This is a genomic window from Paraflavitalea sp. CAU 1676 (assembly GCF_029223285.1).
GTDB lineage: Bacteria > Bacteroidota > Bacteroidia > Chitinophagales > Chitinophagaceae > Paraflavitalea.
This window is the reverse complement of record NZ_JARHUJ010000008.1, coordinates 452,781-474,546: the sequence shown is the minus strand read 5'-3', so window position 1 is coordinate 474,546 and position 21,766 is coordinate 452,781. Positions and strand designations below refer to the sequence as shown.

The window sequence follows — 21,766 nt, the reverse complement described above, 5'->3', positions numbered from 1 at the left end:
TCAATCTTTATGATTCATGATTTGTTCTACCCGGTCGAACAGGCTGCGTGCTGCCATGCCCGACTCCATTTCACCGATGGCTTTGAGCAATTGCTTGCTGTGGCGGCCTTCGTTGACGAGTTGTTCCATGGCTGTTGACAGGGCGGTCCAAACGGGTGCTATTTGTTGCTGTAACTTTTTTCCTTTGGGCGTGAACGCTACGACCTTCCGGCGTGCGTCGTTGGGGTCGGCGGTGGTTTTGACGAGTCCTTTTTGCTGCAGGGCACTCACCAGCTGGCTTACGGAGGAGTGCGAGATGAGGAGTTCGTCGGCTATATCCCGGATGGAAACGGTTTCTTTTCTTGACAGGATATAGAATACGGGAAACCAGGCTGCGTCGAAAGTAAGGTTATGGGCTTCGTAAATGCGGTTTACGTCGCCCAGGAAGGTTTCGCTGAGCCTGCGCAGGCGGCTGCCGAAGACGAGAAAACCGAGGGATTCGTAGAAGTTCATAAATTATATAAGTACTTATACAAATGTAGGGATTTTGGGGAAATGAGCAAGGGGGGGAAGAAAGGCAGTGAGGCAATCCCGGCATGCGCCGGGACAACTGAGGCAGCGCAGGCATCAAGCAATCTTAGGCACAGTATGCACCTTAGGCAATCCCGACATGCGTCGTGACAGCCAGGCATCATGGCCACCCAGGCACCTTAGGCGACCCCGGCGTTGGGCGCTTAGATAAGTGAGGATATGGAAGAGGCAATACAACTTTCTATTCGATCCGGACCAACGACAGGGATTAGCGGGCCATGCTCCATTTCCGGGCTAGTTCGACCAGGTTCGCGCACCCTCAAAAACGGCTGAAAGGTTAGTTCTAAAACGATGCAGCTAATAAGAGATTGTTTCGTAATTTTCGCCACGCTTATTCTTTCTAACTAAAACAGAACAAACACGACTAATGAAAACTACGACTGGCGTTTCGCTTGGATTGATGATGTTCCTCGAATACTTTATATGGGGGGCCTGGTATGTGACGATGGGAACTTATATGGGTGAGCACCTGCAGTCATCGGGGGTTCAGATCGGCGCCGCTTATAGCGCATTGGCTTTAGCTACCATTATTTCACCCTTTTTCGTAGGCCTGGTGGCCGACCGGTATTTTGCCGCCCAACGCATTATGGGTGTTTTGCACCTGCTTGGCGCTGCTATGTTGTTCCTGGCCACCCAGGTAGAGAGCAATAGCCCCTTCTATTGGGTGATCCTTGGCTATTCCCTTTTGTACATGCCTACGATCGCTTTATCGAATAGCATTGCTTTTTCACAAATGAGCGATCCCGGCAAGCAATTCCCCTGGATCCGTGTGTTTGGTACCTTGGGCTGGATCGTGGCCGGCTTTACCGTTGGTGGTCTGGCTATTGAAAAGAGCAATACGACCTTCCTGATCGCTGCTGCCGCTTCGGCCGCTTTGGGTCTGTACAGCTTTGCATTGCCTAATACACCTCCCAAAGCCAAAGGCGAAGAAGCTTCTTTTGGCAAGATGCTCGGTAAAGACGCTTTCGTGTTGCTGAAAAGTAAATCATACCTCATTTTCTTTATCGCAGCCATCCTCGTATGTATTCCCCTTTCCTTCTACTATGGCTTTGCCAACCCCTTCCTGAACGAAGTTGGCCTTGACAAACCGGCTCAGAAGATGATCCTGGGGCAGTTTTCCGAAGCGATCTTCATTGTTGCCATTCCATTCCTGTTCAACAGGATTGGCGTGAAGAAAATGTTGTTGCTGGGCATGGCCGCCTGGGTGCTGCGCTATGTTGCATTTGCCTATGGCGATGCAGGCAGCAATACCTGGATGTTGTATGCCGGTATCATTCTGCACGGTATTTGTTATGACTTCTTCTTTGTAACCGGATATATGTATACTGAAAAGAAAGCAGGCGAAAAGATCAAAAATGCGGCCCAGGGTTTATTTACCTTTGCCACTTATGGTCTGGGTATGCTGATTGGTACCTGGTTCTCGGGCATCATCGTCGACAAGTATACCATTGCCGGTGCTACTACAGCGCACGACTGGAAGAGCATCTGGTATGTACCTGCCATCATTGCAGTGGCGGTGATCGTATATTTCACGCTCTTTTTCCGCGAGAAAAAAGAGATATCACAGGCCGCTTAAGCGGTTGCCTCGCAGGCCGGCACGATTAGCCTGTTTTCAACAACAACCATCAACTTAAACAAATATTTATGCAACGCATTGCCATGTTAGGCTCCGGGTTCATCGGCCGTTTTTATGCCGATTCTATTCAGGGCTACAGAAGTAAGGATAAGATCGTAAGTATTTATTCGCGCCGCGAAGAGAGTGCTAAAAAGTTTGCGGAGGATTACAAGGTGCCGCACTGGACCATCGATATGGAAGAAGCCATTGCCCATCCAGAAGTAGATATGGTTTGTATCGCTTTGCCCAATAACCTCCACGAAGCAGCCGTAATGCTGTGCTGCAAGCACAAGAAAGCAGTGATCACAACCAAGCCACTCGGTCGCAATGGCGAAGAAGCCAAGCGCATGCTGGAGTCGGTAGAGAAAGCCGGCATTTTCAATGGCTACCTCGAAGACCTCGTTTATACTCCCAAGTTCATCAAGGCCCTCGAAAGCGTGAAGAACGGTGCATTGGGTCGTATCCTGTGGGCCAAATCGCGCGAAACGCATCCTGGCCCGCACAGCGATTGGTTCTGGGACATTGAACAAGCAGGCGGCGGTTGTATCCTCGACCTGGGTTGTCATTGCGTGGAGATCACCCGCAGCTATATCGGTAAAGACATCAAACCTGTAGAGGTGATGTGCTGGGCCGATACGCAGGTAAAACCCATCGATGCGGAAGATCACGCTATTGGTTTGGTGAAATACGAGAATGGCGCTATTGGCCAGTTTGAAGTAAGCTGGACATTCCGCGGCGGGCTCGACCTGCGCGACGAAGTAATGGGTTCGGAAGGAACGATCTGGATCAATAGCTTCCTGCGTACCGGTTTCGATATGTTCACCACCGGTAAAGGGGCTGACTATGTAGCTGAAAAAGCAGAAAGCAATACAGGCTGGTTGTTCCCCGTAGGCGATGAGCTGAACGAACTGGGTTATAACCATATGTTCATGGACATGTTCGATGCTGCTGAGAGCGGCAAAGATCCCAAAGAAACGTTCTACGACGGCTATGTGGTGAACTGCATCCTCGATGCCGCCTACCGTTCTGCCAAGAGCAAGCAATGGGAACCCGTTAAGCTGGAGGTATGGCGTGGTAAGGAAGGCGTTACCAAGGACGGTCACCTCACCGAATACGATGCCGACCACTACCTGGTGAAGGAAGAAGTGACGCACTACGGCGCGAAAAAGGTGATCATCAAGAACAAAAAGACCGGCAAGATCAGCGAGAAGACATTAGGATAATTTCCGATCTGGTCATATAAGTGCAGGGATGCAGCAGATTTAATTGCGGCATCCCTGTTTTATTTTTATCTTATGGGTATGAAGTATTGCTGCCTGTTTGTCTCCCTACTTTTGACTTCGTGCATTCTAAAAGGAAAGAAATCTACCACCCAGGAAATTGCCCATTACGACTGGAACGATGGCATTTCCAGGTATTTCCCCGATGGAGGAAAATGGACGGCCAAAGACTCCATATCCCTCGTTGTGCTCCCTAAATTTCTCTCAGCCATAGGAGAAAAGCCTTTGCCCAATTATGGGATTAATACGCCGGTTGTCCGTTTTGTGTATTGTGAATCATTGCGTGATCCTTTTGTAATACGAATCGACAACAAAGAAATCGTGGTTAAAGAAGTTGATCAAACGCAAAAAGGCCTGACGTTTAAAGACAGTATCCAACTTTTGTCTGTCAGCGAACAGGCGGAAATGGTCGCGGACAGGGAATTTGGTGAGTACGTATTGCGGGTAGCACGTGAGGAAGATATGACTGGTATAGTGCCCCCGCCCGCACCTTACGAAAAAATAGACCATCTCTCGGTTCTCTCAAACAAACAAAGAGTGCCAGTGGTTGATTTCGTGGTCTATACCCTGACAACAACCCAGATCGATCCTTCACCTGTCCGAGACCTACTCACCAGGATAGACGCAGCTGGATTTTGGCAATGGAACGTTTACGACAGCCCTTACCCCGGCGCCGATGGAGGCAGCTGGTATCTTGAAGTTATGGCACATGGTAAACATCATCTGGTGCATTATTGGTCACCCGGGGATGGTCCGTTTAAAACTTTATGCAAATCGGTTCTTAAATACTCCCACATCAATGGAGACAAAATACATTAATCGCAACTTACCTACGACGATCTTCATTTGCGCAGTATGCCTTTGGACTGCCTGTAACGAAGCGCCAACAAAGGAATATGTCTCATGGTCTGCCTATGGCGGGTCAGCAGAAAACATCCATTACTCTTCCCTCCGGCAAATCGATACCAGTAATGTTTCGCAGTTAGAGCCGGCCTGGGCTTATCGTACAGGCGATGCCGATACCGTTCACTTTTCCCAGATACAGTGTAATCCCATTATCGTAAACGGGATTTTGTACGGCACTACACCCACTACTAAACTGTTTGCGGTGGATGCAGCAACCGGTCAGCACAAATGGACCTTCGACCCAGCCGACTCAACCCAGCAAAACAACGGCGCCCGATTTATTCTCAATAATAACAGGGGCGTTACTTATTGGCAGGGAGGTGACGATGCGCGCATACTATACACCGCCGGTTCGTTTGTCTACGCTGTAAATGCAGCAACAGGTAAACTGGTGGATTCTTTTGGAACCCATGGCCGGGTTGACCTGCACGATGGCCTGGGACGCGATGTAGGCGATCGCTTCGTGACTGCAACTTCGCCCGGTATTATTTATAATGACCTGTTTATCCTGGGCTCAAGAGTTGATGAAGGTTCGGCTGCTGCGCCCGGACATATCCGGGCCTACGATGTACACAGCGGAAAGATAAAATGGATATTCCACACCATTCCGCAACCCGGTGAATATGGATACGATACCTGGGACGATCCCAACGCTTACCAGCATATTGGCGGCGCCAATAGCTGGGGAGGTTTTGCGCTGGATAAAGAGCGCGGTATTCTCTTTGCCCCTACTGGCTCGGCTTCCTTCGATTTTTATGGAGGCAAAAGACTTGGCGCCAACCTGTTTGCCAACTGTCTCCTTGCGTTAGACGCTGCAACCGGCCAACGCAAGTGGCATTTCCAGTTCGTGCACCATGATGTATGGGACCGCGATGTGCCCTGTGCGCCTGCGCTGGTGACGGTAAAAAAAGAAGGTGCCTCCGTCGATGCTGTTGCCCAGGTTACCAAACAGGGCATGGTATATATTTTTGATCGTGAAACAGGTCAACCGGTTTACCCGATCGAAGAAAAAGCGATCGACACCAGCTTAGCATTGCGCGGCGATAAGATTTGGCCTACTCAACCGATCGTATCGCGACCCGCGCCCTTCGTGCGGCAACGTTTCACGGATAATGACCTCAATCCTTATTTACCGGATAGTTCACGCGCGAAGTTGAAAAAAGACCTGGCAGGTTATCGGTATGGCAACATGTATATGCCACCCAATACGCAAACGATGGTATTGCTGCCCGGTCTGGATGGCGGCGCCGAGTGGGGTGGCCCTTCGTACGACCCCGAAACGGGTATGCTGTATGTGAATGCCAATGAGATGCCGTGGCTGATCACCATGCGGGAAAACAAAACGGGACCACCAAAGGCCGAAAACTACGGACAGGCAGGTAAAAGATTGTATGACCGTCATTGCATGTCGTGCCACGGTGGTGATCGTAAAGGCGCTGGCAATTACCCTTCCCTGCTCGGTGTTGCAACCCGGTATAAAGAACCGGATCTGTTATCGCTGATCAATTCGGGCCGTAGAATGATGCCCGCGTTTGGTCATTTGAACACCGAAGAGAAAGCCGCAATCATGTCCTTCATCACGGAGCAAAAGCTACAGCAAAGCCGGTCGTTCAAGTTACAACCCTCCAAAGCCGACAGTTTTCTCAATCTTCCTTATAGCATGACAGGATATTACAAATTCCTGAGCCCCGAGGGTTATCCGGCAATCAGTCCACCCTGGGGTACGCTCACAGCCATCAACCTGCATACAGGCGATCATGTGTGGAAGACGACGCTGGGCGAATACGCGGAACTGAAAGCAAAGGGCGTTCCGGCTACCGGTACGGAGAACTATGGAGGTTCGGTCGTTACGGCGGGAGGCCTGTTATTCATTGCAGCTGCCAGGGATGGGAAACTGCGCGCCTTCAATAAATTCTCCGGAAAACTTTTGTGGGAATATGATTTGCCGGCACCGGGCTTCGCTACGCCCTCTGTTTACGAAGTGAATGGTCGTCAATTTATAGTGATCGCCTGTGGCGGCGGCAAATTGCGCACCACCTCAGGCGACACCTACATGGCTTTTGCGCTGCCTCCTCAAAGCAAGTAGATCAACTTACCCCCGCTTGAACCCTGGGAGGTGAATGCTACCACCAAATGTCGCTGACATATGCCATAAAAAAATCCCGGCAATTGGTGCCGGGATCTAAGTATCATTTTGTCCTGTGCCTTATTGTTTGGGCGCTGTCGTAACCGGCTTGGTAGCGGCAGGCGCTGCTGCATCGGGTTTGGTGAGCGTGATGTTCAACTTTTTAGCCACTAGCGGCAGTATATCATCGCCCTGTGGGAACGAGATCAGCTGCTCTTTGCTCAGTACATAGGTTATGCCATTCTCTTTGGCCACCGTTTGGGTAGTGGTTACTGCTTTTTGCTGTATCGGTGCCAGTAATTCCTGTTCCCTTGCCTGGAGCATTTTAGGCGCTTCCTGTTGGCTGAAGTTTACGGCTTTCAGGTAAGCTTCGTTGAGCTGGCGGCGTTTCACCTGCTTTTGTGCGCTTGTCCACTTAACGGAATCGGCTGCAAATATGCTATCCAGGCGCTCGTATGACTCCTGGTATTCATTGGCTTGCTGCTGCAATGCTTTTTGATAGTCTGCCATGTCTTCATTGGCCTTTTTGAACTCGGGCATAGCCACGATCAGTTCCTGGAGGCTGATGTACCCGATCTTCCCTTGTGCATTCACTTTTCCTGCCGAAAGGAGCAGGCCCACTGCCACGATCACGAATGAAATTCTCTTTTGCATGTTAGTTGTTTGTAGTTGTTTTTATGTAAGTCAAGAAAACCGGGCCTGACGCTGCCTGATGCGGCGTCGTCAGGCCGGCATTAACATTTCTTTTATTTCAGTTGCATATCTTTTATAATACCATCGATGCGCGCATTCAGCTCGTTATGAACTTTATCGAAATCGGCCGCTGTGGCGAGCTTCGTGTTCACGCTGAAGTAGAATTTGATCTTGGGCTCGGTACCGCTGGGGCGGGCAGAGATCTTGCTGCCGTCGGCGAGTATGAACTGCAATACGTTGGATTTAGGCAGGGTGATCTCCCACGCTTCTCCGGTTTGCAGGTTCTTTCCTTTGCGCAGTTCATAATCGAGCAACTGCACGACGGGTGATCCATTGATCGTTTTCGGCGGATTGCTGCGGTAGGTCTCCATCATTTCGGCAATCTCCTTTTGTCCGTTCATGCCCTTTTTGGTTATGGAAATAAGATGTTCTTTGAAGAAGCCGTATTTCACATACAGGTCGATGAGCTTATCATACAGGGTGTATCCTTTTTCCTTTTCGTAGGCTGCCATTTCGCACAGGAAGGCCACGGCAGAAACGGCATCTTTATCGCGCAGCTGCGATCCGATCATTAGTCCATAGCTTTCTTCTCCGCCGATCACATAGTTTTCTGATGCTTCTTTTTCCTTGATCAGTTCGGCGATCCATTTGAAGCCGGTGAGTACATTGTAACACTTGATCTTGTTCTGGGCAGCGATATTGTCGATCATATCGGTAGTAACGATAGTCTTCACCACCATATCGTTGGCCTGCGCAATGCCTTTGGCTTTGCGGGCTTCGATGAGGTAGTTGAAGGCCAGTACGGCAGTCTGGTTACCATTCATGAGCACCCAGTTGCCTTGCTTGTCCTTGATAGCAATACCCACGCGATCGGCATCGGGATCGGTTCCGAGGAGGATATCGGCATCGATCTCTTTGGCTTTTTTCAAACCAATGCTCATAGCTTCACTCTCTTCGGGATTGGGATAAACCACGGTAGGGAAATTGCCATCTGGTACCGCTTGTTCCTTTACAATGGTTACGTTGGTAAATCCAAAGGTCTTCAACACTTCCGGTACCAGGGTGATACCAGTACCGTGTATGGGTGTATAAACGATCTTGAGGTCATGTTGTTTGGCGATCACTTCGGGATAGACGCTCAGGCTCTTCACCATCTTGATATAGGCCTCATCGAGTTCTTTACCGATGAGGGTGATATTGGCTTCGCCGCCTTCCCACTGCACTTCATCAACGCTGGCGATCTTCTCTACTTCCTGGATCACATTTTTATCGTGCGGGGGTACCAATTGTCCGCCATCGCTCCAATATGCTTTGTAACCATTGTATTCCTTAGGATTGTGGGAAGCTGTACAAACAACACCTGCCTGGCAACCGAGGTGGCGAATGGAATAAGACAGTTCCGGTGTGGGGCGTAAAGCTTCGAACAGGAATACCTTGATGCCGTTGGCCGCCATCACATTGGCAGTGATCTCTGCGAAAAAGCGGCTATTGTTGCGACTGTCGTGTGCGATTGCGATCCTGATCACACCGCCGGGATATGTTTTCTTCAGGTAGTTGGCAAAGCCCTGCGTGGCCATACCCACGGTATACTTATTCATGCGGTTGGTACCTACGCCCATGATACCGCGCAAGCCACCGGTTCCAAATTCGAGGCTTCTGTAGAAACTCTCTGTCAGTTCCTGTGGACTATCGGCCTGTAATTTTTTGATCTCTTCTTTGGTGGCCTGGTCGAAATTGCCTGTCAGCCATGCGCTCACTTTGCCCTGTATTGCAGCATCCATATTCATTCGGTTTTTATAGTTGGGGGACTAATATCGTTAAGATTGGGAAGATTAACAAACGAGGCCACATATTTATTGTAAATTAGCGCCCAACAAGTTATCGTTAATTTTGACTGTGCTTTACCGCAAACTAAGAGCAATAAATTGGTTGGCCCTTCTGTTGGCCGTCTTAATTTTCATCGCACTGCCCGCTACGGGTCAGGATAGTACGCAAGCCGTTTCGCCGGATAGCCTGGCAAAAAGCCTGCCTGTTACCTACGAATTCGTTACCATCGACAGTTCCGTCAAGAAGTTAAACATGCGCTATGAGCCCTGGCTCAATTTGAGCAGTGAGCAAAAGAAGCGGCGGGTGTGGCTGGTTGGCGGAGCCCATGTAGCCCTTTGGGGCATTTCTTTCATTGCTCTCGACCAGGCCTGGTACAAGGATTATCCCAAATCATCATTCCACTTTTTCAATGACAACCGCGAGTGGCAGCAAATGGACAAGGCTGGCCATGTGTGGACGGCCTATCAGATGAGCCGTATTTCGGGTGCGCTTTGGAACTGGGCGGGATTAAAACCCCACCAAAGCGCCTGGCTGGGTGGCCTGAGCGGAGTTGCCTATCAAAGCATTATTGAAATACAGGACGGTTTTTCGGACGAATGGGGCTTTAGCTGGGGCGATATGGCGGCTAACATCACCGGCTCCGCCTTGTATACTGCTCAGCAACTATTGTGGCAGGAGCAGCGGTTGCAGGTGAAGTTGAGCTACTGGCCTTATGATTACAATGCCCCTGAACTAAGCGCCCGCCGCGATCAGTTGTTCGGCAAAAGTGTGCAGGAAAGGATCCTTAAAGATTATAACTCGCAAACCTACTGGCTCAGCGCCAACCTGCGATCTTTTTTGCCCAATACCCATCTCCCCAAATGGCTCAACCTTTCTGTAGGCTATTCGGCAGATGGAATGCTGGGCGGACATGAAAACCGCTGGACCGACAAAGGCGGCGAAGCTCACTACCGGCCAGACATTGCCCGTACCAGGCATTTCTACCTGAGTCCCGATATCGACCTCACCAAGATCAAAACAAAGAGCAGGTTCCTGCGCTCTGCCTTATCACTCCTCAATATGGTCAAGATTCCGGCCCCAACCCTGGAGCTTACTTCAAAAGGAAAGGTGAAAGGACATTGGGTTTATTTTTAGCGTTGCCCCCTACTCCATATAAGCCCCGAGCACTTGCTCGCCTTCGGTCTCTACGAATATATGTTCCTGGAGCGTGGTGGCGACCGATAATCCGACATAATCAGTATGTATGGGATACGCTTTGTGGGTTCGCTCTACCAGCGCGAGTGTCTGGATCTTACGCGGATGATAAGCCAGCAAAGGCTTGATGGCGTATAGCATGGTTTTGCCGCTATTGGCAACATCATCTACGATGATCACCACTTTATCATTGAAATCGGGTGCTGGCGAAAGGGTTACCTCAGCCGGCTGCTTTTTATCGAGCGTGATGGTGATCAGTTCTGTTTGCAGGTAGCCGATCTGGTTCAGCAACTGCTGGATATTGCGGGCGATCACGCTGCCGCTTTCCCGTATGCCAGCCAGTATCACCTGTTTTTCGTCCAGGTTGTTTTCTACGATCTCGTAGGCCATTCTTTGCATTTTTCTGTTGGCTGTTGCCGCATCCAGGATATAGTTCTTTGCCATGCTTGTTTATTTGAATACTCAAATATGCTTTTCGGGTTGCTAAAATACAAAGAGCAGGGTGATTTACAATTGTAAGCTCTGCCAGCGTCTTTTCTCTGGCCGCTTTACAGCTGTCAAAAACTGCTGCAATAGGCTTTGTTAGTTGCCTGTGAACTACTTATCGTGTCAATATTATCTCTATAAGCCTGCAAATCCTGAAACCTTGCTTATCTTAGCGGGTACCAATTTACGAATGCATGGCATACCTGCAACAGTTTCTGTTTCTTGTGGCGGCGGTTGTGGCCGTCTGGATCTTCACCAAAAAGGTTCTTCAGATCAGGAGAAATATTCTGCTGGGTAAGGATGAACCGTTCAATGACCGATCGGATGAGCGCTGGAAGAATGTATTCCTGCTCGCTTTCGGACAAAAGAAAATGTTCCGCCGCCCCATGGTGGCCCTGATGCACTTCATCATTTATGCCGGATTCATCATCATTAACCTGGAGGTGCTGGAGATCTTTATCGACGGACTATTCGGTACCCACCGGCTTTTTGCCGGCTTCATGGGCGGCTTTTATACTTTCCTCATCAATTCGTTCGAGATACTGGCAGTAGGTGTGTTCGGCGTGTGCCTGGCCTTCCTGGTTCGCCGGAATATCATGAAACTGAAACGCTTCATCAGCCACGACCTGGACGGCTGGCCCCGCAGCGATGCCAACTACATCCTGATCACCGAGATCATTTTGATGACCCTGTTCCTGATGCTGAATGCTTCGGACACCCTGTTACAATCGCGCGGTTACGGTCACTATGGCGACCACGTTACCGGCAACTTTGTGGTTTCGCAGGCTTTACAGCCCTTGCTGAGCGGACTCAGTGACGGCGCCCTTGTAGGCGTAGAGCGCTTTTGCTGGTGGTTGCACATCCTCGGCATCTTCGCATTCCTCAATTACCTGCCCTTTTCGAAGCACCTGCATATTTTGCTGGCTTTCCCGAATGCTTACTATACACGCTTGTTGCCCAAGGGTGAAATGCGCAATATGCCCGAGATCCAGAATGAGGTATTGTATGCGATGCAGCCCGAACTGGCCCCTACGGATGCTACCCCACCGGCCAAGTTTGGCGCCAAAGATGTGGCCGACCTCAGCTGGCGCAACCTGATGGATGCTTACAGTTGCACAGAGTGTGGCCGTTGCAGCAGCATGTGCCCTGCTACGCAAACCGGTAAGGCTTTATCACCGCGCAAGATCATGATGGATACCCGCGACCGGCTGGAAGAAGTGGGTAAGAACATTAACGCCAATGGCGAGTTCAAAGACGATGGCAAAACGCTTTTGCATAATTATATCACTACGGAAGAATTGCGCGCCTGCACTACCTGCAATGCCTGTGTGGAGGAGTGCCCGGTAAGCATCAGTCCGCTGGAGATCATTCTCGAGCTTCGCCGCTCGCTGATCATGGAAGAAAGCAATGCACCGCAGGAATGGAATGGCATGTTCAGCAATATCGAGAACAACTTTGCCCCCTGGAAATTTAGTCCGGACGACCGCGACAAATGGGCGGAGGAGTTACAGAATCAATCTTAATCTTCTTTTACGATACTACCGAAGGCTCTGCAGCGATGCAGGGCCTTTTTCTTTGTGAAAAACAGGAAATAGTCTGTGTAAGGCGGGGTATAGCACCACTGCCCTCTCTCGCTTCAAGCGGCTGCAGGCTCGTTTTGGGCTAGTTTAAAAGCCCCGGTGTTACGGGGTGGAGCCTGTTGAAAGCCTTCTTGTTTCCAGTCCCTTGTGAAGTCGTCCTACAATTGCTCCGCCGCATCCTTGTGCCGCCACATTTTCCAGGCCATGATGAGCGCGGTAACTGCGAATATGCCGCCGATCACCCAATTCACGACGTTCTGGTTGGCATTGAGCCGGTCGACCATGAGGTGGCCACCAAATATGAAGATGCAGTTGCCAATGAATGTACCAATGCCGATGCCTACGATATAGGAGTTATAATGGTCTGCCCGCGGCAGCAATACTTTTTTGGTGAAGAGTACGGTACTCCAGCCAAACCAGAAGGGTATCTGCATAGGATTGATAGCGCTCATGGTGACGCCCAGCCAAAAACGATGTATCGAACTGCTGAGGATCACGTTTTTCCCTTCACCCGACGGGTTAGCGGCTGCAATAAATGTAGTAACGGCCAATGCTACCACGATCAGCAGGGTAAACCATTCGAGCCAACGAAAGAGCTTCTTTTGTTTACGTACCCAATCCATCGCTACGAGCGACAAGCGTACATATCCCATCTCCACCAGCAACGCGCCCAGGGCAAAATAAAGCGCGGGGCGAATGCCATCAGCCACAGAGATCTGCATGGCGGCCACGTTGAGTGTGCCCAAGGGCAATGTGCCCAGGAAGCTGATAAAAAGCCCGGTAACAAATATGCGTAACAGTTTCATGTTGTCAATTCATCATTTCGGCATGGCAGCCAGTTTCGCCGACCACTCTTTATCCTCCCGGAACATTTGCACCCCTTCTTTCCAGGTGAGGTATTTGTGTCCCCGGCGATGGTTCATACGGCTGATGCGCTCTAATATGAACCAATGCCGCACGATCTCTTTCCAGGCAAAAAACAAGGAATGCCGCGGGTCATAAATATGGGTGGGCTCGGCGCCAGCTCCATTCACTTCGATGATCGCAAAGTTGCGTCCTTGTTTCAATTCATCCAAAGTATTATACCGAATATCGAGCCGTCCAAAATAAAATTCCGGTATCTGGTGGCAAATATCATCTATAACCGCCTCCAATGCCTCATCGGCAAGGTGCGAATGATCCAGAAACAACGAACCCCGGGCGTGGTTGCCATACGGAGATACTACCTGTTTTTCGCCTGCCGGGAGTATATCATTCAGCCTTTCGCCATGCATCGCCTCCAGGCTTTCCATATACATCAGCGCCCTTTTGCTTTGCATCAGCAACTGACGGATGCTATGCTGACCATCGCCAGTAACCGATAGGAACTCTTTTTTGACGATGCCGGATATGCGGCCACGGGCAGCATCCGGATAGCGGTAATAGAATATGCCCACTTCATTTTTCCAGGGTACATATTCCTGTATATGAAAATCGAGGTAGGCATTGGCTACATAATCACGTACGGCGGCTTCATCGGCCAGCACTTTTACGCCGCGCCCCCTTCCTCCCACATCGGGCTTGCCGATCATCGGAAAAGACAATCCCTGCCTGCGCAGTTCGAGCAAGGCTACTTCTCCATTGGCGGGGATATTGAAAAAAGCAGTACGCGGATGGTATTGCTCGGGAATGAGGCTAACCAGGTCTTTCTTCGATTCATTGAGGAAGCCTCCATTTTTAATACGGGGATTGGCAGCCGCAAAAAAGAACAAAGAGCGGCATCGTACACAGCAATAGATCCAAAAGGGATAGATCCAGATATATACCGGTGTAAAACTCCAATACTCCCAATTGAACAATTTGATGAAAAAGGGACGGTGTAACAGGCGTTGGAATACGTTCATCAGGGAAGCATCATTGTTTTTTCGATGAAGAGATCGCTTGTGTGGGCCTGTTTGCTGTTGAGATCGAGGTAGCGCATGTCTATTTGATCGTCGCCTATGGCGAGTGACGTAACACTCACGGTAAAAACCTGTCCATTGCGATTCATCAGCACATCGTTGTGCGAATCGCCATCACCGGCAAACTGATGAAAATCCAGGATATCTTCCTGGAAGGGTCTGCGATGACGGGCGAGCCAGTTTTCGAACCATTGCTTACGGCGGGCAATCACCGTTTCATCGTACAGGGTTACCGAACTCCAGATATATGGCTGGGCTGTATCGAGCGCCAGTTGATATTTCTGTTGGCCATCCCAGCGGCATTCATACAGTTGACCATCCTGCCAGATGATAGCAGTAAATGGTTCGATGTTATCGAGCGGTATGGTTTGAAAATGCTGGTAAGGCATCGTGCTGTTGAGCAGATCGAGCAGTATCAATCCGCGGCTGCGCCGGTAAGGAGGCTGTGGCGTGTGCGCCACCCAACCACCATTGAGGAACACGATGGCATGCCCGTTTTCGTGCGCGGCGATCCAGGTGCCACCGGCATCGGCATCTTTAGGAAACAGCACTTTACCTGATGAAAGATCGTACACAGCCGGCGCTATTGCGGGCGAACGTCCGTGTTTTTCATCACGATTGGAGGTGAGTATGACTTTATCGGGAGCAGGAATATAAGTTACTGTGCACATTGCTTCTTGTACTTGATGGTAGACGAGGCTACGCCAAAATTTTCGGGCAGGGTGATCGTGGATACTTCCGTGAGCCCTACGCGGATGAGCGCCATATGGTGTATGGTGTGTTCCAGGTTATAGGCTACTTCGCGGTAATAATTGGTGGCGATGGATAAGGGTTCGGTAGCGTGATCATCGTAAGTGGCTTCGAGGGTGAGTTGCTTATCGCTACGGCCCAGGCCACTGTATATTTCCTGTAGCAGGCGGCTGGCGAGCTCCTTATCGGTTTCGATGGCGAGGTCGCGTTTGCGTTTTTCATAGTTGACGACTCCCTGATCGTATCCCTTCTCGAGACATTGGAACAATTCAATGACGTGACGCACATGCTGTCCAATGGTATTATTGAACAATGTTTTACATGGCTGCACATATTCTTGCTGAGAGATCTGCGCAAGCGACTCAGCAAGCTGTACGAATACCGTATTGACAGCTTGTTGTAATTGCATCGGTCGGTTTTATTAATTGCAAAATAGCACTAATTCAGCGTCTGCCCAATCGGCTAACTGATTTTTAATCAACACCTCACGCACATTTCAGGCTTTTAGGGCGAGCACCTGCAGCGATACGCTGAGCTTATTGGCGATGGTGCTCGTTCTGCCAACTCCGTAAGGTTTCCTGCGTGTGCCAAACCCACCTTCCATTCTATAACCTCCTGCCACCGGTTCTACCGAAAACGGGAAAGATATGGGCAATGATATCGATTTGATTGTCAGGGTACCTTCCATAAAAAATGTGCCAGCCTTCTTGCCGGGCGAAACTTTCGTAGATACGAATTTGATATGCGGAAAGTTCTTAACGTCAAAAAAGTCGGCCTGTTGGAGGTGTTCATCCCGTTTCCTGTTGCCCGTGTTGACCGTTGCCGCGTCCACAAACACGTCAAATACGCTATTTTCCGGCTGCGCCGGATCGAAACGGATGGTGCCTCCTAAACCCGTGAAACTGCCTTTAACGTTTATACCAAGGTTCTTAATGACAAATGTAACGGATGAACTGTCGTCGAGGGGTACCAGGTTTTGGGCAAAAGCAACCGCAGTCCACGTGATCGCTACCCACATCATCATCATCTTTCTAATCATATATCCATGCCTGTTTTACTAAAAGTATTCCTCCTCTGGCAGAGCTGCGCTACCTTTCATCAATTAGCGATCAACTTATCTAAAAGCCTGCCTAGTGTTGCAGGCGCAGCAGCCTGAAGAGTTGCGCCCTGCAAAGATACAACAGTATCAGACAGCTGATAAAAGTGACCACGGCATAGGTAAACAGTACGGCATCGCCGTCGAATACGATACCCAGCTTGGTGAGGTGAAAGAAAATAGCTCCCGCCATGAGGCCAGCTCCCAGTCCGGCGCCATACACCGTGGTACGGGGTATCAGCAGCAGTATGGATGCGATCAGCTCAAGGACTCCCGTGCCAATGCGCCCCCAGGGCTCCATGCCCAATTGGGTGAACAATTTGACAGACTGCTCATGTGCCGTAAACTTGAAGTACAGGGTTTGGAGCAATATGAGGGCAGCAAGTATTCGCAGTGCCCAGGTGAAAATGGTGAGCGGTTTCATGATGATGTGTTTTAGGTTTTGCCCGGCATTTCTCCCGGGGCTATGATCGTCGCAATGGCCTGGCGAAGTCACTGCTTATTTGTAGAGCCCCGCCCAGTTCTTATCGGCTTGCGGTTGTAAATGCGCTTCATCCTTGTTCCAGGAGGTAAGTGTGTTGTTGAAGAAGCGGTTGTAGAACAGGTAAAGTTTCCCGTTGAGCATTTTGAAGGTTTTGGGATCTACCGGTACTTTTTCTCCTTTCGTTCCCATGGCGTAGGCACACCAGCCGCCATACTGAGGCTCGTATTGGGGAGGGGCTTTTTTAAAGGCTACGGCATGTTGTGCGGTGGTAAAATAGTAGGTAACTCCCTGGTGATATACCGCATGCTCTTTGCTCCCTTTGACCGCTTTGCCTTCCGTGAAATAGGCTACCGGATCATACCCCTGAATGCCCAGCCCTTCTTCGGCATTGAATTGCTTTTTGCGAAGGGCGGTAGCATCCTGCGACCAGGCGGTAACGGCCAACAGCACAAAACATAACCAAACCAATAACTTTTTCATGACGCGTAGATTTTTGATTTTGAACGTCGAAGTTATTCAGGGGTAACTGGAGCTTTTGTCGACTACCCGACATTTACCAGTATTTGCAATTTTTTCACATCCGGGATGCGGATCTCCTGCCGGTTGAATCCGATAATGCCTTCGAGGGCAAGTTCATTGATAAGGGTGGTAATGGTTTGGCGACTGGCCCCGATGAGCTGGGCGATGTCTTCGTGGGTAAGAAAGTTGGGGATACGAACCTGGCCGGCGGCCATTTCTTCGGGATGCTGCTGTATCAGCAGCCAGAAAAAGTGGAGGAGCCTCGTTTTGACGTCCTTGTTGAGCAGGTTTACCAGGCGGTTTTCGATGACACGGAGCTTGGCGCCTACCTGCTTGCTGTATTTAAGCGCCAGTTGGGGCTTTTTGGCCAAGAGCTGCTCGAACGACTCGATGGTGAAGGCGCAGAGACTTACGTCGTGCCGGTAAGCCTGGGCAAATTCTCCCTGCAGGTTATTGCGTTCGAGGGTAATTTGTCCGAATATCTCTCCTTTTTCGATGATCTCTTTGATCACCTCTTCGCCCTTGTCATTGATGTAGCCGATGCGTACATGTCCTTCCTTGAGGAAATATAGTTTGTTGTGGTGGAAAGCTTCGAAGTAGATATAATCGCCCTTTTTTGCCTCGATGAAGTTGTGCACCACATTCAATGCTTCATATTCCTCATCGGAAATATGGCGCCAGAGATCGTACCGGCGTATCAGCAACATTTTTTCGTCAGACAGCATACAGGCAATTGGGCTATCAAATGTAATGAATGTTTTGAGTTTCGTATTTTGGCAGTAGATTTACACCCAAATTTTGATGGCATGCATGTACCTACTATGGCAGAGATGATGGCCAGTGGACAAACTCCGGATATTTTGTTTTGGGTGGGCTGTTCGGGCAGTTTCGATCAACGCGCTCAAAAGATCACCAAGGCGTTTGCCACCATCCTTCATAAAGTAGGGCTCAACTACGCCATCATGGGCAAAGAGGAAATGTGCACCGGCGATCCCGCCCGCCGTGCCGGTAATGAGTTCATGTTCCAGATGATGGCCTACCAGAACATCCAGGTATTGAACGGCTATGGCATCAAAAAGATCGTAACCACCTGCCCCCACTGCTTCAACATCTTCAAAAACGAATACCCAGCCCTGGGAGGCTCTTATGAGGTGATCCACCACACGACCCTGTTGCAGCAACTCATCGATGAAGGCAAGATCGTGTTGCAGGGCGGCGGCCCCTTCAAAGGCAAACGCATCACTTACCACGACAGCTGTTACCTGGGCCGTGCCAATGACATTTATGAGGCGCCCCGGAAAGTGCTGGAGGTTCTCGACGCCGAGCTGGTAGAAATGAAACGTTGCCGCAGCAAAGGCCTGTGTTGCGGAGCTGGTGGCGCACAAATGTTCAAAGAAGAAGAAAAGGGTGAAGTACGGATCAACATTGAACGTAGTAACGAAGCCCTCGATACCGGCGCCAATATCATCGCCTCTGCCTGCCCTTTCTGCAATACCATGCTTACGGATGGTGTTAAGAACAAGGAGCAGGAACAAAATGTGCAGGTGCTGGATATTGCCGAGCTGATCGCCCAGTCGATCTAAGCGGCCATTCGCGTACTGTATCTATGGTCCTGTGTTACAGGACCTTCCCCCTATCCTTTCCCAAAACCGGTTTTTCGTATCTTTGCGGCATGAACTGGAATTATCAATCTTTGTTACCCGCTGATTTTGCCGCCGATTCGAGAGTATGGATCTATCAAAGCAGCCGCCTGCTTTCTATGGGTGAAGCCCTCCAATTCGAAGAACTGCTCAATACATTTGTAGAGAACTGGAAATCGCACGGAACCCCCGTCAAGGGTTTTGGTACCCTGTTCTTTGGACAGTTCATCATTTTGATGGCCGATGAGAACGCGACGGGCGTGAGTGGGTGCAGCACCGATAGCTCTGTTCGGTTCATTAAACAGATCGAAGAACTGTTCAAGATCCAACTGTTCGACCGCCAGTTGCTGGCCTTCCAGGTAAAGGACAAAGTTCAGTTGCTGCCGCTGGCGCAATTACAACATGCCGTAGACAATAACTTCATTACACCCGATACCATTTACTTCAACAACCTGGTTCAAACCAAGGAAGAGCTGGAGAGCAAATGGATGATTCCGGTAAAGGAGAGCTGGCTTACGCGCCGAATTGCCATCAAGGCATAGACAGCATCGCTACATTAATATATCAGGAATCAGGCAGCCCACAAAAAGGGCTGCCTGATCTGCATTTATAAGTTCGTGCAAATCTGTATTTGCCATCCTTCCTAATTTCAATACCTTAGAATTCACTTCGCCAATCCTTCAGGCCCGGCCGTAAAATATATTCCCACTATAGCCTTCTACCTTACCAGGCTATAGCTTATTTCTCCATCAAACCGGACCATATGCGAATGCTGATTGTAACCTTCGTCTTTTTAATTAGCACCTCCCTTCATTGTGCCGCACAGTGCTCGCCACCCAATCCGGTACCTCTTATTGTTTGTGGCACCGGAACGCCGCTAGCCGACAACGTGACCATAAATGCCGGACAAGTCTATTACTACAATGGTACCGGAGGTTCCTTTTCCAATATTACCGTGAACGGTGGAACCTTATTGCTGTGCGGAACCGTAACAATCACCAATATCAATATCAACAGTGGGGATGTAGTAATCACAGCAGTGGGCGCAGTGACATTTAACGGCAGCTTTAATACAGGCACCAATAATTTTTTCAACTCGGGCATGGTAACCTTCAACGCGAATGTAAACGTTCAGGGTAGCAGTACTTTCATATTCAACGCCGCCGGGGCCACTATGACGGTAAACGGATCGTTGGCGGTTTTCAACAGTGGTCAATTCATTAATAACGGAACCGCTACAGCTAACGATATCATCCTCAACTCGGGCGCCAATGTCTGCTTTGGCGCCAACGCCTCGGCCCATGCCACCAACATCACGAACAACCAAACCAATGTAGCAACGGTACCAACCGGCATAGCCTGTGTAAGCTACAGCAGTAGTTTCACCGGTAACAATCCCATTTCGGCAACTTCTGGTTTACACATCTGTCAGCTGGCTGGGGCAACAGCTCCTCAACCCGTCGTGATTGGCGCGGCTACTGTTGTCAGTCCCTGCACCAGCTGTGGCAGCGTGCTGGGCCAGCCAATGCCATTAAAATTATCTTCCTTTAAAGGCACTATGCGAGGTGACCTGGCCATACTGGTCTGGGAAACTGCATGGGAAGAAAACGTGGAATCATTCATGATAGAGAGAAGCAGGGATGGAGCAAACTGGACTAATACAGGAACTGTTAATGCCCGTAACCAACCGTCCAGATACGAGTACTCATTAGCTGTTAATGGCGCTTCGTACTATCGTCTGAAGATGGGAGATATCGACGGCCGGTTTACCTACTCCTCCACCATCCGCCTGTTGGCTGCTGTCAATTCATTGCAGATAACCATACTGTCAAATCCAATAGAACAAGCTACCGCTACCCTGTCGATTGCGGCCCCCAGAGTACAACAGGGAGAATTGTTGATCGTTGACCAAACTGGCCGCCCCGTAATCAAACGATCACTTTCATTGGGTAACGGTGTTAACAATATCACTGTCGATCTTCATGGGCTTGGCAGCGGCCAATACTACGTATATTTTAATGGGATGCTGGATAAATCCGCTCCGGTAAAACTGGTTAAGCTGTAATTAAGGCAGATGACGCGATAAGGCTTGCAAATACAAAAGCAAATACAAATATTTGCAGGCCTTTTATTGATACACGCAAGCCGAACCATGTTTACATTCAACCTGAGATATTTCCTGCTGGCAGTATTCTTATTCGCGGTAGAAGTCTTTATCGCCCTCTATGTTCATGATGCGATCATTCGTCCTTATATTGGCGATCTACTGGTGGTGATATTACTGTATTGCTTCGTAAAGGCATTCACTACTGTAAAGCCTATTCCTGCCGCCATTGGTGTGTTGCTGTTCTCCTACCTCATAGAAATACTTCAGTACTTCCGCCTGGTTGAGTTACTGGGCCTTGGGCATTCCAACCTGGCCCGGGTAGTTATCGGCAGCTCCTTCGAGTGGATTGACCTGATCGCCTATACCGCCGGCACAGTCATCGTATTATTGTTTGAAAGTTTTTTGGCGCGCAGGTCTTCCCGAACGGTAGCAACAGCAGCCTGATAGAGACCTGAAAATAATTCCACCCTGCATGAAGTGATTTACTGCCGGAGGCCTATATTTGCAACATTGTTGAATATTTGGCATGAAGGCTCATTCTCCATACCGGCTTCTGGCAGCAGCAGTATTATTATTGCTGTATCTCTTTATTGCCACGCCTGTACACTGGTGGCACCAGCACCAGGAGGTGGTGGGTAGTACGATGGCCAAAGCATCCGACCAGGCCACTCAATGCACTCTCGACCAACACCAGGGCGATTCGTATAGTACGGTGTGTAAGATCTGCACTCATCACTATTCGGTTTACGCCCCTTCCGAAAGCTTCACCTACCCTGTAGTAGTTACCAACTACCCCATTCATCAGGCAGGCTACATCATCAGGCCGCAAGCTGTTTTTGTACAGCTGTACTCCAACAAGGGGCCGCCTGCCCTGTCATTTTCCTGATAGACACATTTTCAATTTACTGACATCAGCATTGGCATACCGCGTGCCCGCGTGTTTCTATGCAGCAT

At 49.7% G+C, this 21,766-nt stretch carries 23 protein-coding genes; 11 read left to right on the top strand and 12 right to left on the bottom strand.

Going from position 1 to position 21,766, the window contains the following annotated elements:
* Positions 1–492 (bottom strand): MarR family winged helix-turn-helix transcriptional regulator, encoded by a 492-nt coding sequence (locus P2H89_RS26690; RefSeq protein WP_275832852.1) that lies wholly within the window; start codon positions 490–492, stop codon positions 1–3.
* Between the two features lie 445 nt (positions 493–937).
* Between P2H89_RS26690 and P2H89_RS26685 the strand changes: the two genes are divergently transcribed.
* From P2H89_RS26685 to P2H89_RS26670, 4 genes are all read left to right on the top strand, one after another.
* Positions 938–2,146 carry a nucleoside permease gene (locus P2H89_RS26685; protein WP_275832850.1) on the top strand — a complete coding sequence of 403 codons (1,209 nt, stop codon included), beginning with the start codon at positions 938–940 and terminating at the stop codon, positions 2,144–2,146.
* A 68-nt stretch (positions 2,147–2,214) separates the two neighbouring features.
* Positions 2,215–3,408, top strand: coding sequence for a Gfo/Idh/MocA family oxidoreductase (locus P2H89_RS26680; RefSeq protein WP_275832848.1), 1,194 nt, complete (start codon positions 2,215–2,217; stop codon positions 3,406–3,408).
* 78 nt (positions 3,409–3,486) lie between these two features.
* A complete protein-coding gene (locus P2H89_RS26675; RefSeq protein WP_275832846.1) occupies positions 3,487–4,284 on the top strand; it encodes a hypothetical protein in 798 nt (265 codons plus the stop codon).
* Positions 4,265–6,457 carry a PQQ-binding-like beta-propeller repeat protein gene (locus P2H89_RS26670; protein WP_275832843.1) on the top strand — a complete coding sequence of 731 codons (2,193 nt, stop codon included), beginning with the start codon at positions 4,265–4,267 and terminating at the stop codon, positions 6,455–6,457. Before P2H89_RS26675 ends, P2H89_RS26670 begins: the two co-directional genes overlap by 20 nt.
* 120 nt (positions 6,458–6,577) lie before the next feature.
* Here the strand turns inward: P2H89_RS26670 and P2H89_RS26665 are convergent, their stop codons facing one another.
* On the bottom strand, positions 6,578–7,150 hold the full coding sequence (locus tag P2H89_RS26665; RefSeq protein WP_275832841.1) for an OmpH family outer membrane protein: 573 nt from the start codon (positions 7,148–7,150) through the stop codon (positions 6,578–6,580).
* Between the two features lie 92 nt (positions 7,151–7,242).
* Positions 7,243–8,970 (bottom strand): phospho-sugar mutase, encoded by a 1,728-nt coding sequence (locus P2H89_RS26660; RefSeq protein WP_275832840.1) that lies wholly within the window; start codon positions 8,968–8,970, stop codon positions 7,243–7,245.
* A 160-nt stretch (positions 8,971–9,130) separates the two neighbouring features.
* Between P2H89_RS26660 and P2H89_RS26655 the strand changes: the two genes are divergently transcribed.
* Positions 9,131–10,150 carry a DUF2279 domain-containing protein gene (locus tag P2H89_RS26655; protein WP_275832838.1) on the top strand — a complete coding sequence of 340 codons (1,020 nt, stop codon included), beginning with the start codon at positions 9,131–9,133 and terminating at the stop codon, positions 10,148–10,150.
* A gap of 9 nt (positions 10,151–10,159) precedes the next feature.
* Here P2H89_RS26655 and P2H89_RS26650 read toward each other — a convergent pair whose 3' ends face one another.
* Positions 10,160–10,654, bottom strand: a complete 495-nt coding sequence (locus P2H89_RS26650) for a phosphoribosyltransferase family protein (RefSeq protein ID WP_275832836.1) — start codon at positions 10,652–10,654, stop codon at positions 10,160–10,162.
* Between the two features lie 236 nt (positions 10,655–10,890).
* Between P2H89_RS26650 and P2H89_RS26645 the strand changes: the two genes are divergently transcribed.
* Complete coding sequence (locus tag P2H89_RS26645; protein WP_275832834.1) at positions 10,891–12,219, top strand: (Fe-S)-binding protein; 1,329 nt, start codon at positions 10,891–10,893, stop codon at positions 12,217–12,219.
* Between the two features lie 215 nt (positions 12,220–12,434).
* On the opposite strand, the gene P2H89_RS26640 is transcribed toward P2H89_RS26645, so the two are convergent.
* The 8 genes from P2H89_RS26640 to P2H89_RS26605 all read right to left on the bottom strand — a co-directional run bounded on the left by P2H89_RS26640 (position 12,435) and on the right by P2H89_RS26605 (position 17,790).
* Positions 12,435–13,082, bottom strand: coding sequence for a LysE family transporter (locus P2H89_RS26640; RefSeq protein WP_275832832.1), 648 nt, complete (start codon positions 13,080–13,082; stop codon positions 12,435–12,437).
* 12 nt (positions 13,083–13,094) lie between these two features.
* The gene (locus P2H89_RS26635; protein ID WP_275832831.1) at positions 13,095–14,159 is read right to left on the bottom strand and encodes a hypothetical protein; all 1,065 of its coding nucleotides are present in this window, start codon (positions 14,157–14,159) and stop codon (positions 13,095–13,097) included.
* Positions 14,159–14,887, bottom strand: a complete 729-nt coding sequence (locus tag P2H89_RS26630) for an NRDE family protein (RefSeq protein ID WP_275832829.1) — start codon at positions 14,885–14,887, stop codon at positions 14,159–14,161. Before P2H89_RS26630 ends, P2H89_RS26635 begins: the two co-directional genes overlap by 1 nt.
* Positions 14,875–15,375, bottom strand: a complete 501-nt coding sequence (locus tag P2H89_RS26625; protein ID WP_275832827.1) for a hypothetical protein — start codon at positions 15,373–15,375, stop codon at positions 14,875–14,877. Before P2H89_RS26625 ends, P2H89_RS26630 begins: the two co-directional genes overlap by 13 nt.
* Positions 15,376–15,462: 87 nt before the next feature.
* Positions 15,463–16,005, bottom strand: a complete 543-nt coding sequence (locus tag P2H89_RS26620) for a YceI family protein (RefSeq protein WP_275832825.1) — start codon at positions 16,003–16,005, stop codon at positions 15,463–15,465.
* A 91-nt stretch (positions 16,006–16,096) separates the two neighbouring features.
* Positions 16,097–16,486: a DoxX family protein gene (locus tag P2H89_RS26615; RefSeq protein WP_275832822.1), complete on the bottom strand. Its 390-nt coding sequence runs from the start codon at positions 16,484–16,486 to the stop codon at positions 16,097–16,099.
* A gap of 75 nt (positions 16,487–16,561) precedes the next feature.
* The gene (locus tag P2H89_RS26610; protein ID WP_275832820.1) at positions 16,562–17,026 is read right to left on the bottom strand and encodes a YHS domain-containing (seleno)protein; all 465 of its coding nucleotides are present in this window, start codon (positions 17,024–17,026) and stop codon (positions 16,562–16,564) included.
* 62 nt (positions 17,027–17,088) lie between these two features.
* A complete protein-coding gene (locus tag P2H89_RS26605) occupies positions 17,089–17,790 on the bottom strand; it encodes a Crp/Fnr family transcriptional regulator (protein WP_275832818.1) in 702 nt (233 codons plus the stop codon).
* An 81-nt stretch (positions 17,791–17,871) separates the two neighbouring features.
* On the opposite strand from P2H89_RS26605, the gene P2H89_RS26600 reads away from it, so the two are divergent.
* The 5 genes from P2H89_RS26600 (at position 17,872) to P2H89_RS26580 (ending at position 21,698) form a co-directional block, all read left to right on the top strand.
* Positions 17,872–18,648 carry a (Fe-S)-binding protein gene (locus P2H89_RS26600; protein WP_275832816.1) on the top strand — a complete coding sequence of 259 codons (777 nt, stop codon included), beginning with the start codon at positions 17,872–17,874 and terminating at the stop codon, positions 18,646–18,648.
* 89 nt (positions 18,649–18,737) lie between these two features.
* Positions 18,738–19,247: a hypothetical protein gene (locus tag P2H89_RS26595; RefSeq protein ID WP_275832814.1), complete on the top strand. Its 510-nt coding sequence runs from the start codon at positions 18,738–18,740 to the stop codon at positions 19,245–19,247.
* A gap of 221 nt (positions 19,248–19,468) precedes the next feature.
* The gene (locus tag P2H89_RS26590) at positions 19,469–20,770 is read left to right on the top strand and encodes a hypothetical protein (protein WP_275832812.1); all 1,302 of its coding nucleotides are present in this window, start codon (positions 19,469–19,471) and stop codon (positions 20,768–20,770) included.
* Positions 20,771–20,857: 87 nt separating this feature from the next.
* Positions 20,858–21,256, top strand: coding sequence for a DUF2809 domain-containing protein (locus P2H89_RS26585; RefSeq protein WP_275832810.1), 399 nt, complete (start codon positions 20,858–20,860; stop codon positions 21,254–21,256).
* Between the two features lie 82 nt (positions 21,257–21,338).
* Entirely contained in the window at positions 21,339–21,698 is a 360-nt protein-coding gene (locus P2H89_RS26580) for a hypothetical protein (RefSeq protein ID WP_275832808.1), read from the top strand.
* Positions 21,699–21,766: the final 68 nt, after the last annotated feature.

What these genes read in the sequence shown, in the direction of transcription:
- P2H89_RS26690 (WP_275832852.1), bottom strand. Translation starts at nt 492, where the DNA reads ATGAACTTCTACGAATCCCTCGGTTTTCTCGTCTTCGGCAGCCGCCTG.
- P2H89_RS26685 (WP_275832850.1), top strand. Translation starts at nt 938, where the DNA reads ATGAAAACTACGACTGGCGTTTCGCTTGGATTGATGATGTTCCTCGAA.
- P2H89_RS26680 (WP_275832848.1), top strand. Translation starts at nt 2,215, where the DNA reads ATGCAACGCATTGCCATGTTAGGCTCCGGGTTCATCGGCCGTTTTTAT.
- P2H89_RS26675 (WP_275832846.1), top strand. Translation starts at nt 3,487, where the DNA reads ATGAAGTATTGCTGCCTGTTTGTCTCCCTACTTTTGACTTCGTGCATT.
- P2H89_RS26670 (WP_275832843.1), top strand. Translation starts at nt 4,265, where the DNA reads ATGGAGACAAAATACATTAATCGCAACTTACCTACGACGATCTTCATT.
- P2H89_RS26665 (WP_275832841.1), bottom strand. Translation starts at nt 7,150, where the DNA reads ATGCAAAAGAGAATTTCATTCGTGATCGTGGCAGTGGGCCTGCTCCTT.
- P2H89_RS26660 (WP_275832840.1), bottom strand. Translation starts at nt 8,970, where the DNA reads ATGGATGCTGCAATACAGGGCAAAGTGAGCGCATGGCTGACAGGCAAT.
- P2H89_RS26650 (WP_275832836.1), bottom strand. Translation starts at nt 10,654, where the DNA reads ATGGCAAAGAACTATATCCTGGATGCGGCAACAGCCAACAGAAAAATG.
- P2H89_RS26645 (WP_275832834.1), top strand. Translation starts at nt 10,891, where the DNA reads ATGGCATACCTGCAACAGTTTCTGTTTCTTGTGGCGGCGGTTGTGGCC.
- P2H89_RS26640 (WP_275832832.1), bottom strand. Translation starts at nt 13,082, where the DNA reads ATGAAACTGTTACGCATATTTGTTACCGGGCTTTTTATCAGCTTCCTG.
- P2H89_RS26635 (WP_275832831.1), bottom strand. Translation starts at nt 14,159, where the DNA reads ATGAACGTATTCCAACGCCTGTTACACCGTCCCTTTTTCATCAAATTG.
- P2H89_RS26630 (WP_275832829.1), bottom strand. Translation starts at nt 14,887, where the DNA reads ATGTGCACAGTAACTTATATTCCTGCTCCCGATAAAGTCATACTCACC.
- P2H89_RS26625 (WP_275832827.1), bottom strand. Translation starts at nt 15,375, where the DNA reads ATGCAATTACAACAAGCTGTCAATACGGTATTCGTACAGCTTGCTGAG.
- P2H89_RS26620 (WP_275832825.1), bottom strand. Translation starts at nt 16,005, where the DNA reads ATGATTAGAAAGATGATGATGATGTGGGTAGCGATCACGTGGACTGCG.
- P2H89_RS26615 (WP_275832822.1), bottom strand. Translation starts at nt 16,486, where the DNA reads ATGAAACCGCTCACCATTTTCACCTGGGCACTGCGAATACTTGCTGCC.
- P2H89_RS26610 (WP_275832820.1), bottom strand. Translation starts at nt 17,026, where the DNA reads ATGAAAAAGTTATTGGTTTGGTTATGTTTTGTGCTGTTGGCCGTTACC.
- P2H89_RS26605 (WP_275832818.1), bottom strand. Translation starts at nt 17,790, where the DNA reads ATGCTGTCTGACGAAAAAATGTTGCTGATACGCCGGTACGATCTCTGG.
- P2H89_RS26600 (WP_275832816.1), top strand. Translation starts at nt 17,872, where the DNA reads ATGCATGTACCTACTATGGCAGAGATGATGGCCAGTGGACAAACTCCG.
- P2H89_RS26595 (WP_275832814.1), top strand. Translation starts at nt 18,738, where the DNA reads ATGAACTGGAATTATCAATCTTTGTTACCCGCTGATTTTGCCGCCGAT.
- P2H89_RS26590 (WP_275832812.1), top strand. Translation starts at nt 19,469, where the DNA reads ATGCGAATGCTGATTGTAACCTTCGTCTTTTTAATTAGCACCTCCCTT.
- P2H89_RS26585 (WP_275832810.1), top strand. Translation starts at nt 20,858, where the DNA reads ATGTTTACATTCAACCTGAGATATTTCCTGCTGGCAGTATTCTTATTC.
- P2H89_RS26580 (WP_275832808.1), top strand. Translation starts at nt 21,339, where the DNA reads ATGAAGGCTCATTCTCCATACCGGCTTCTGGCAGCAGCAGTATTATTA.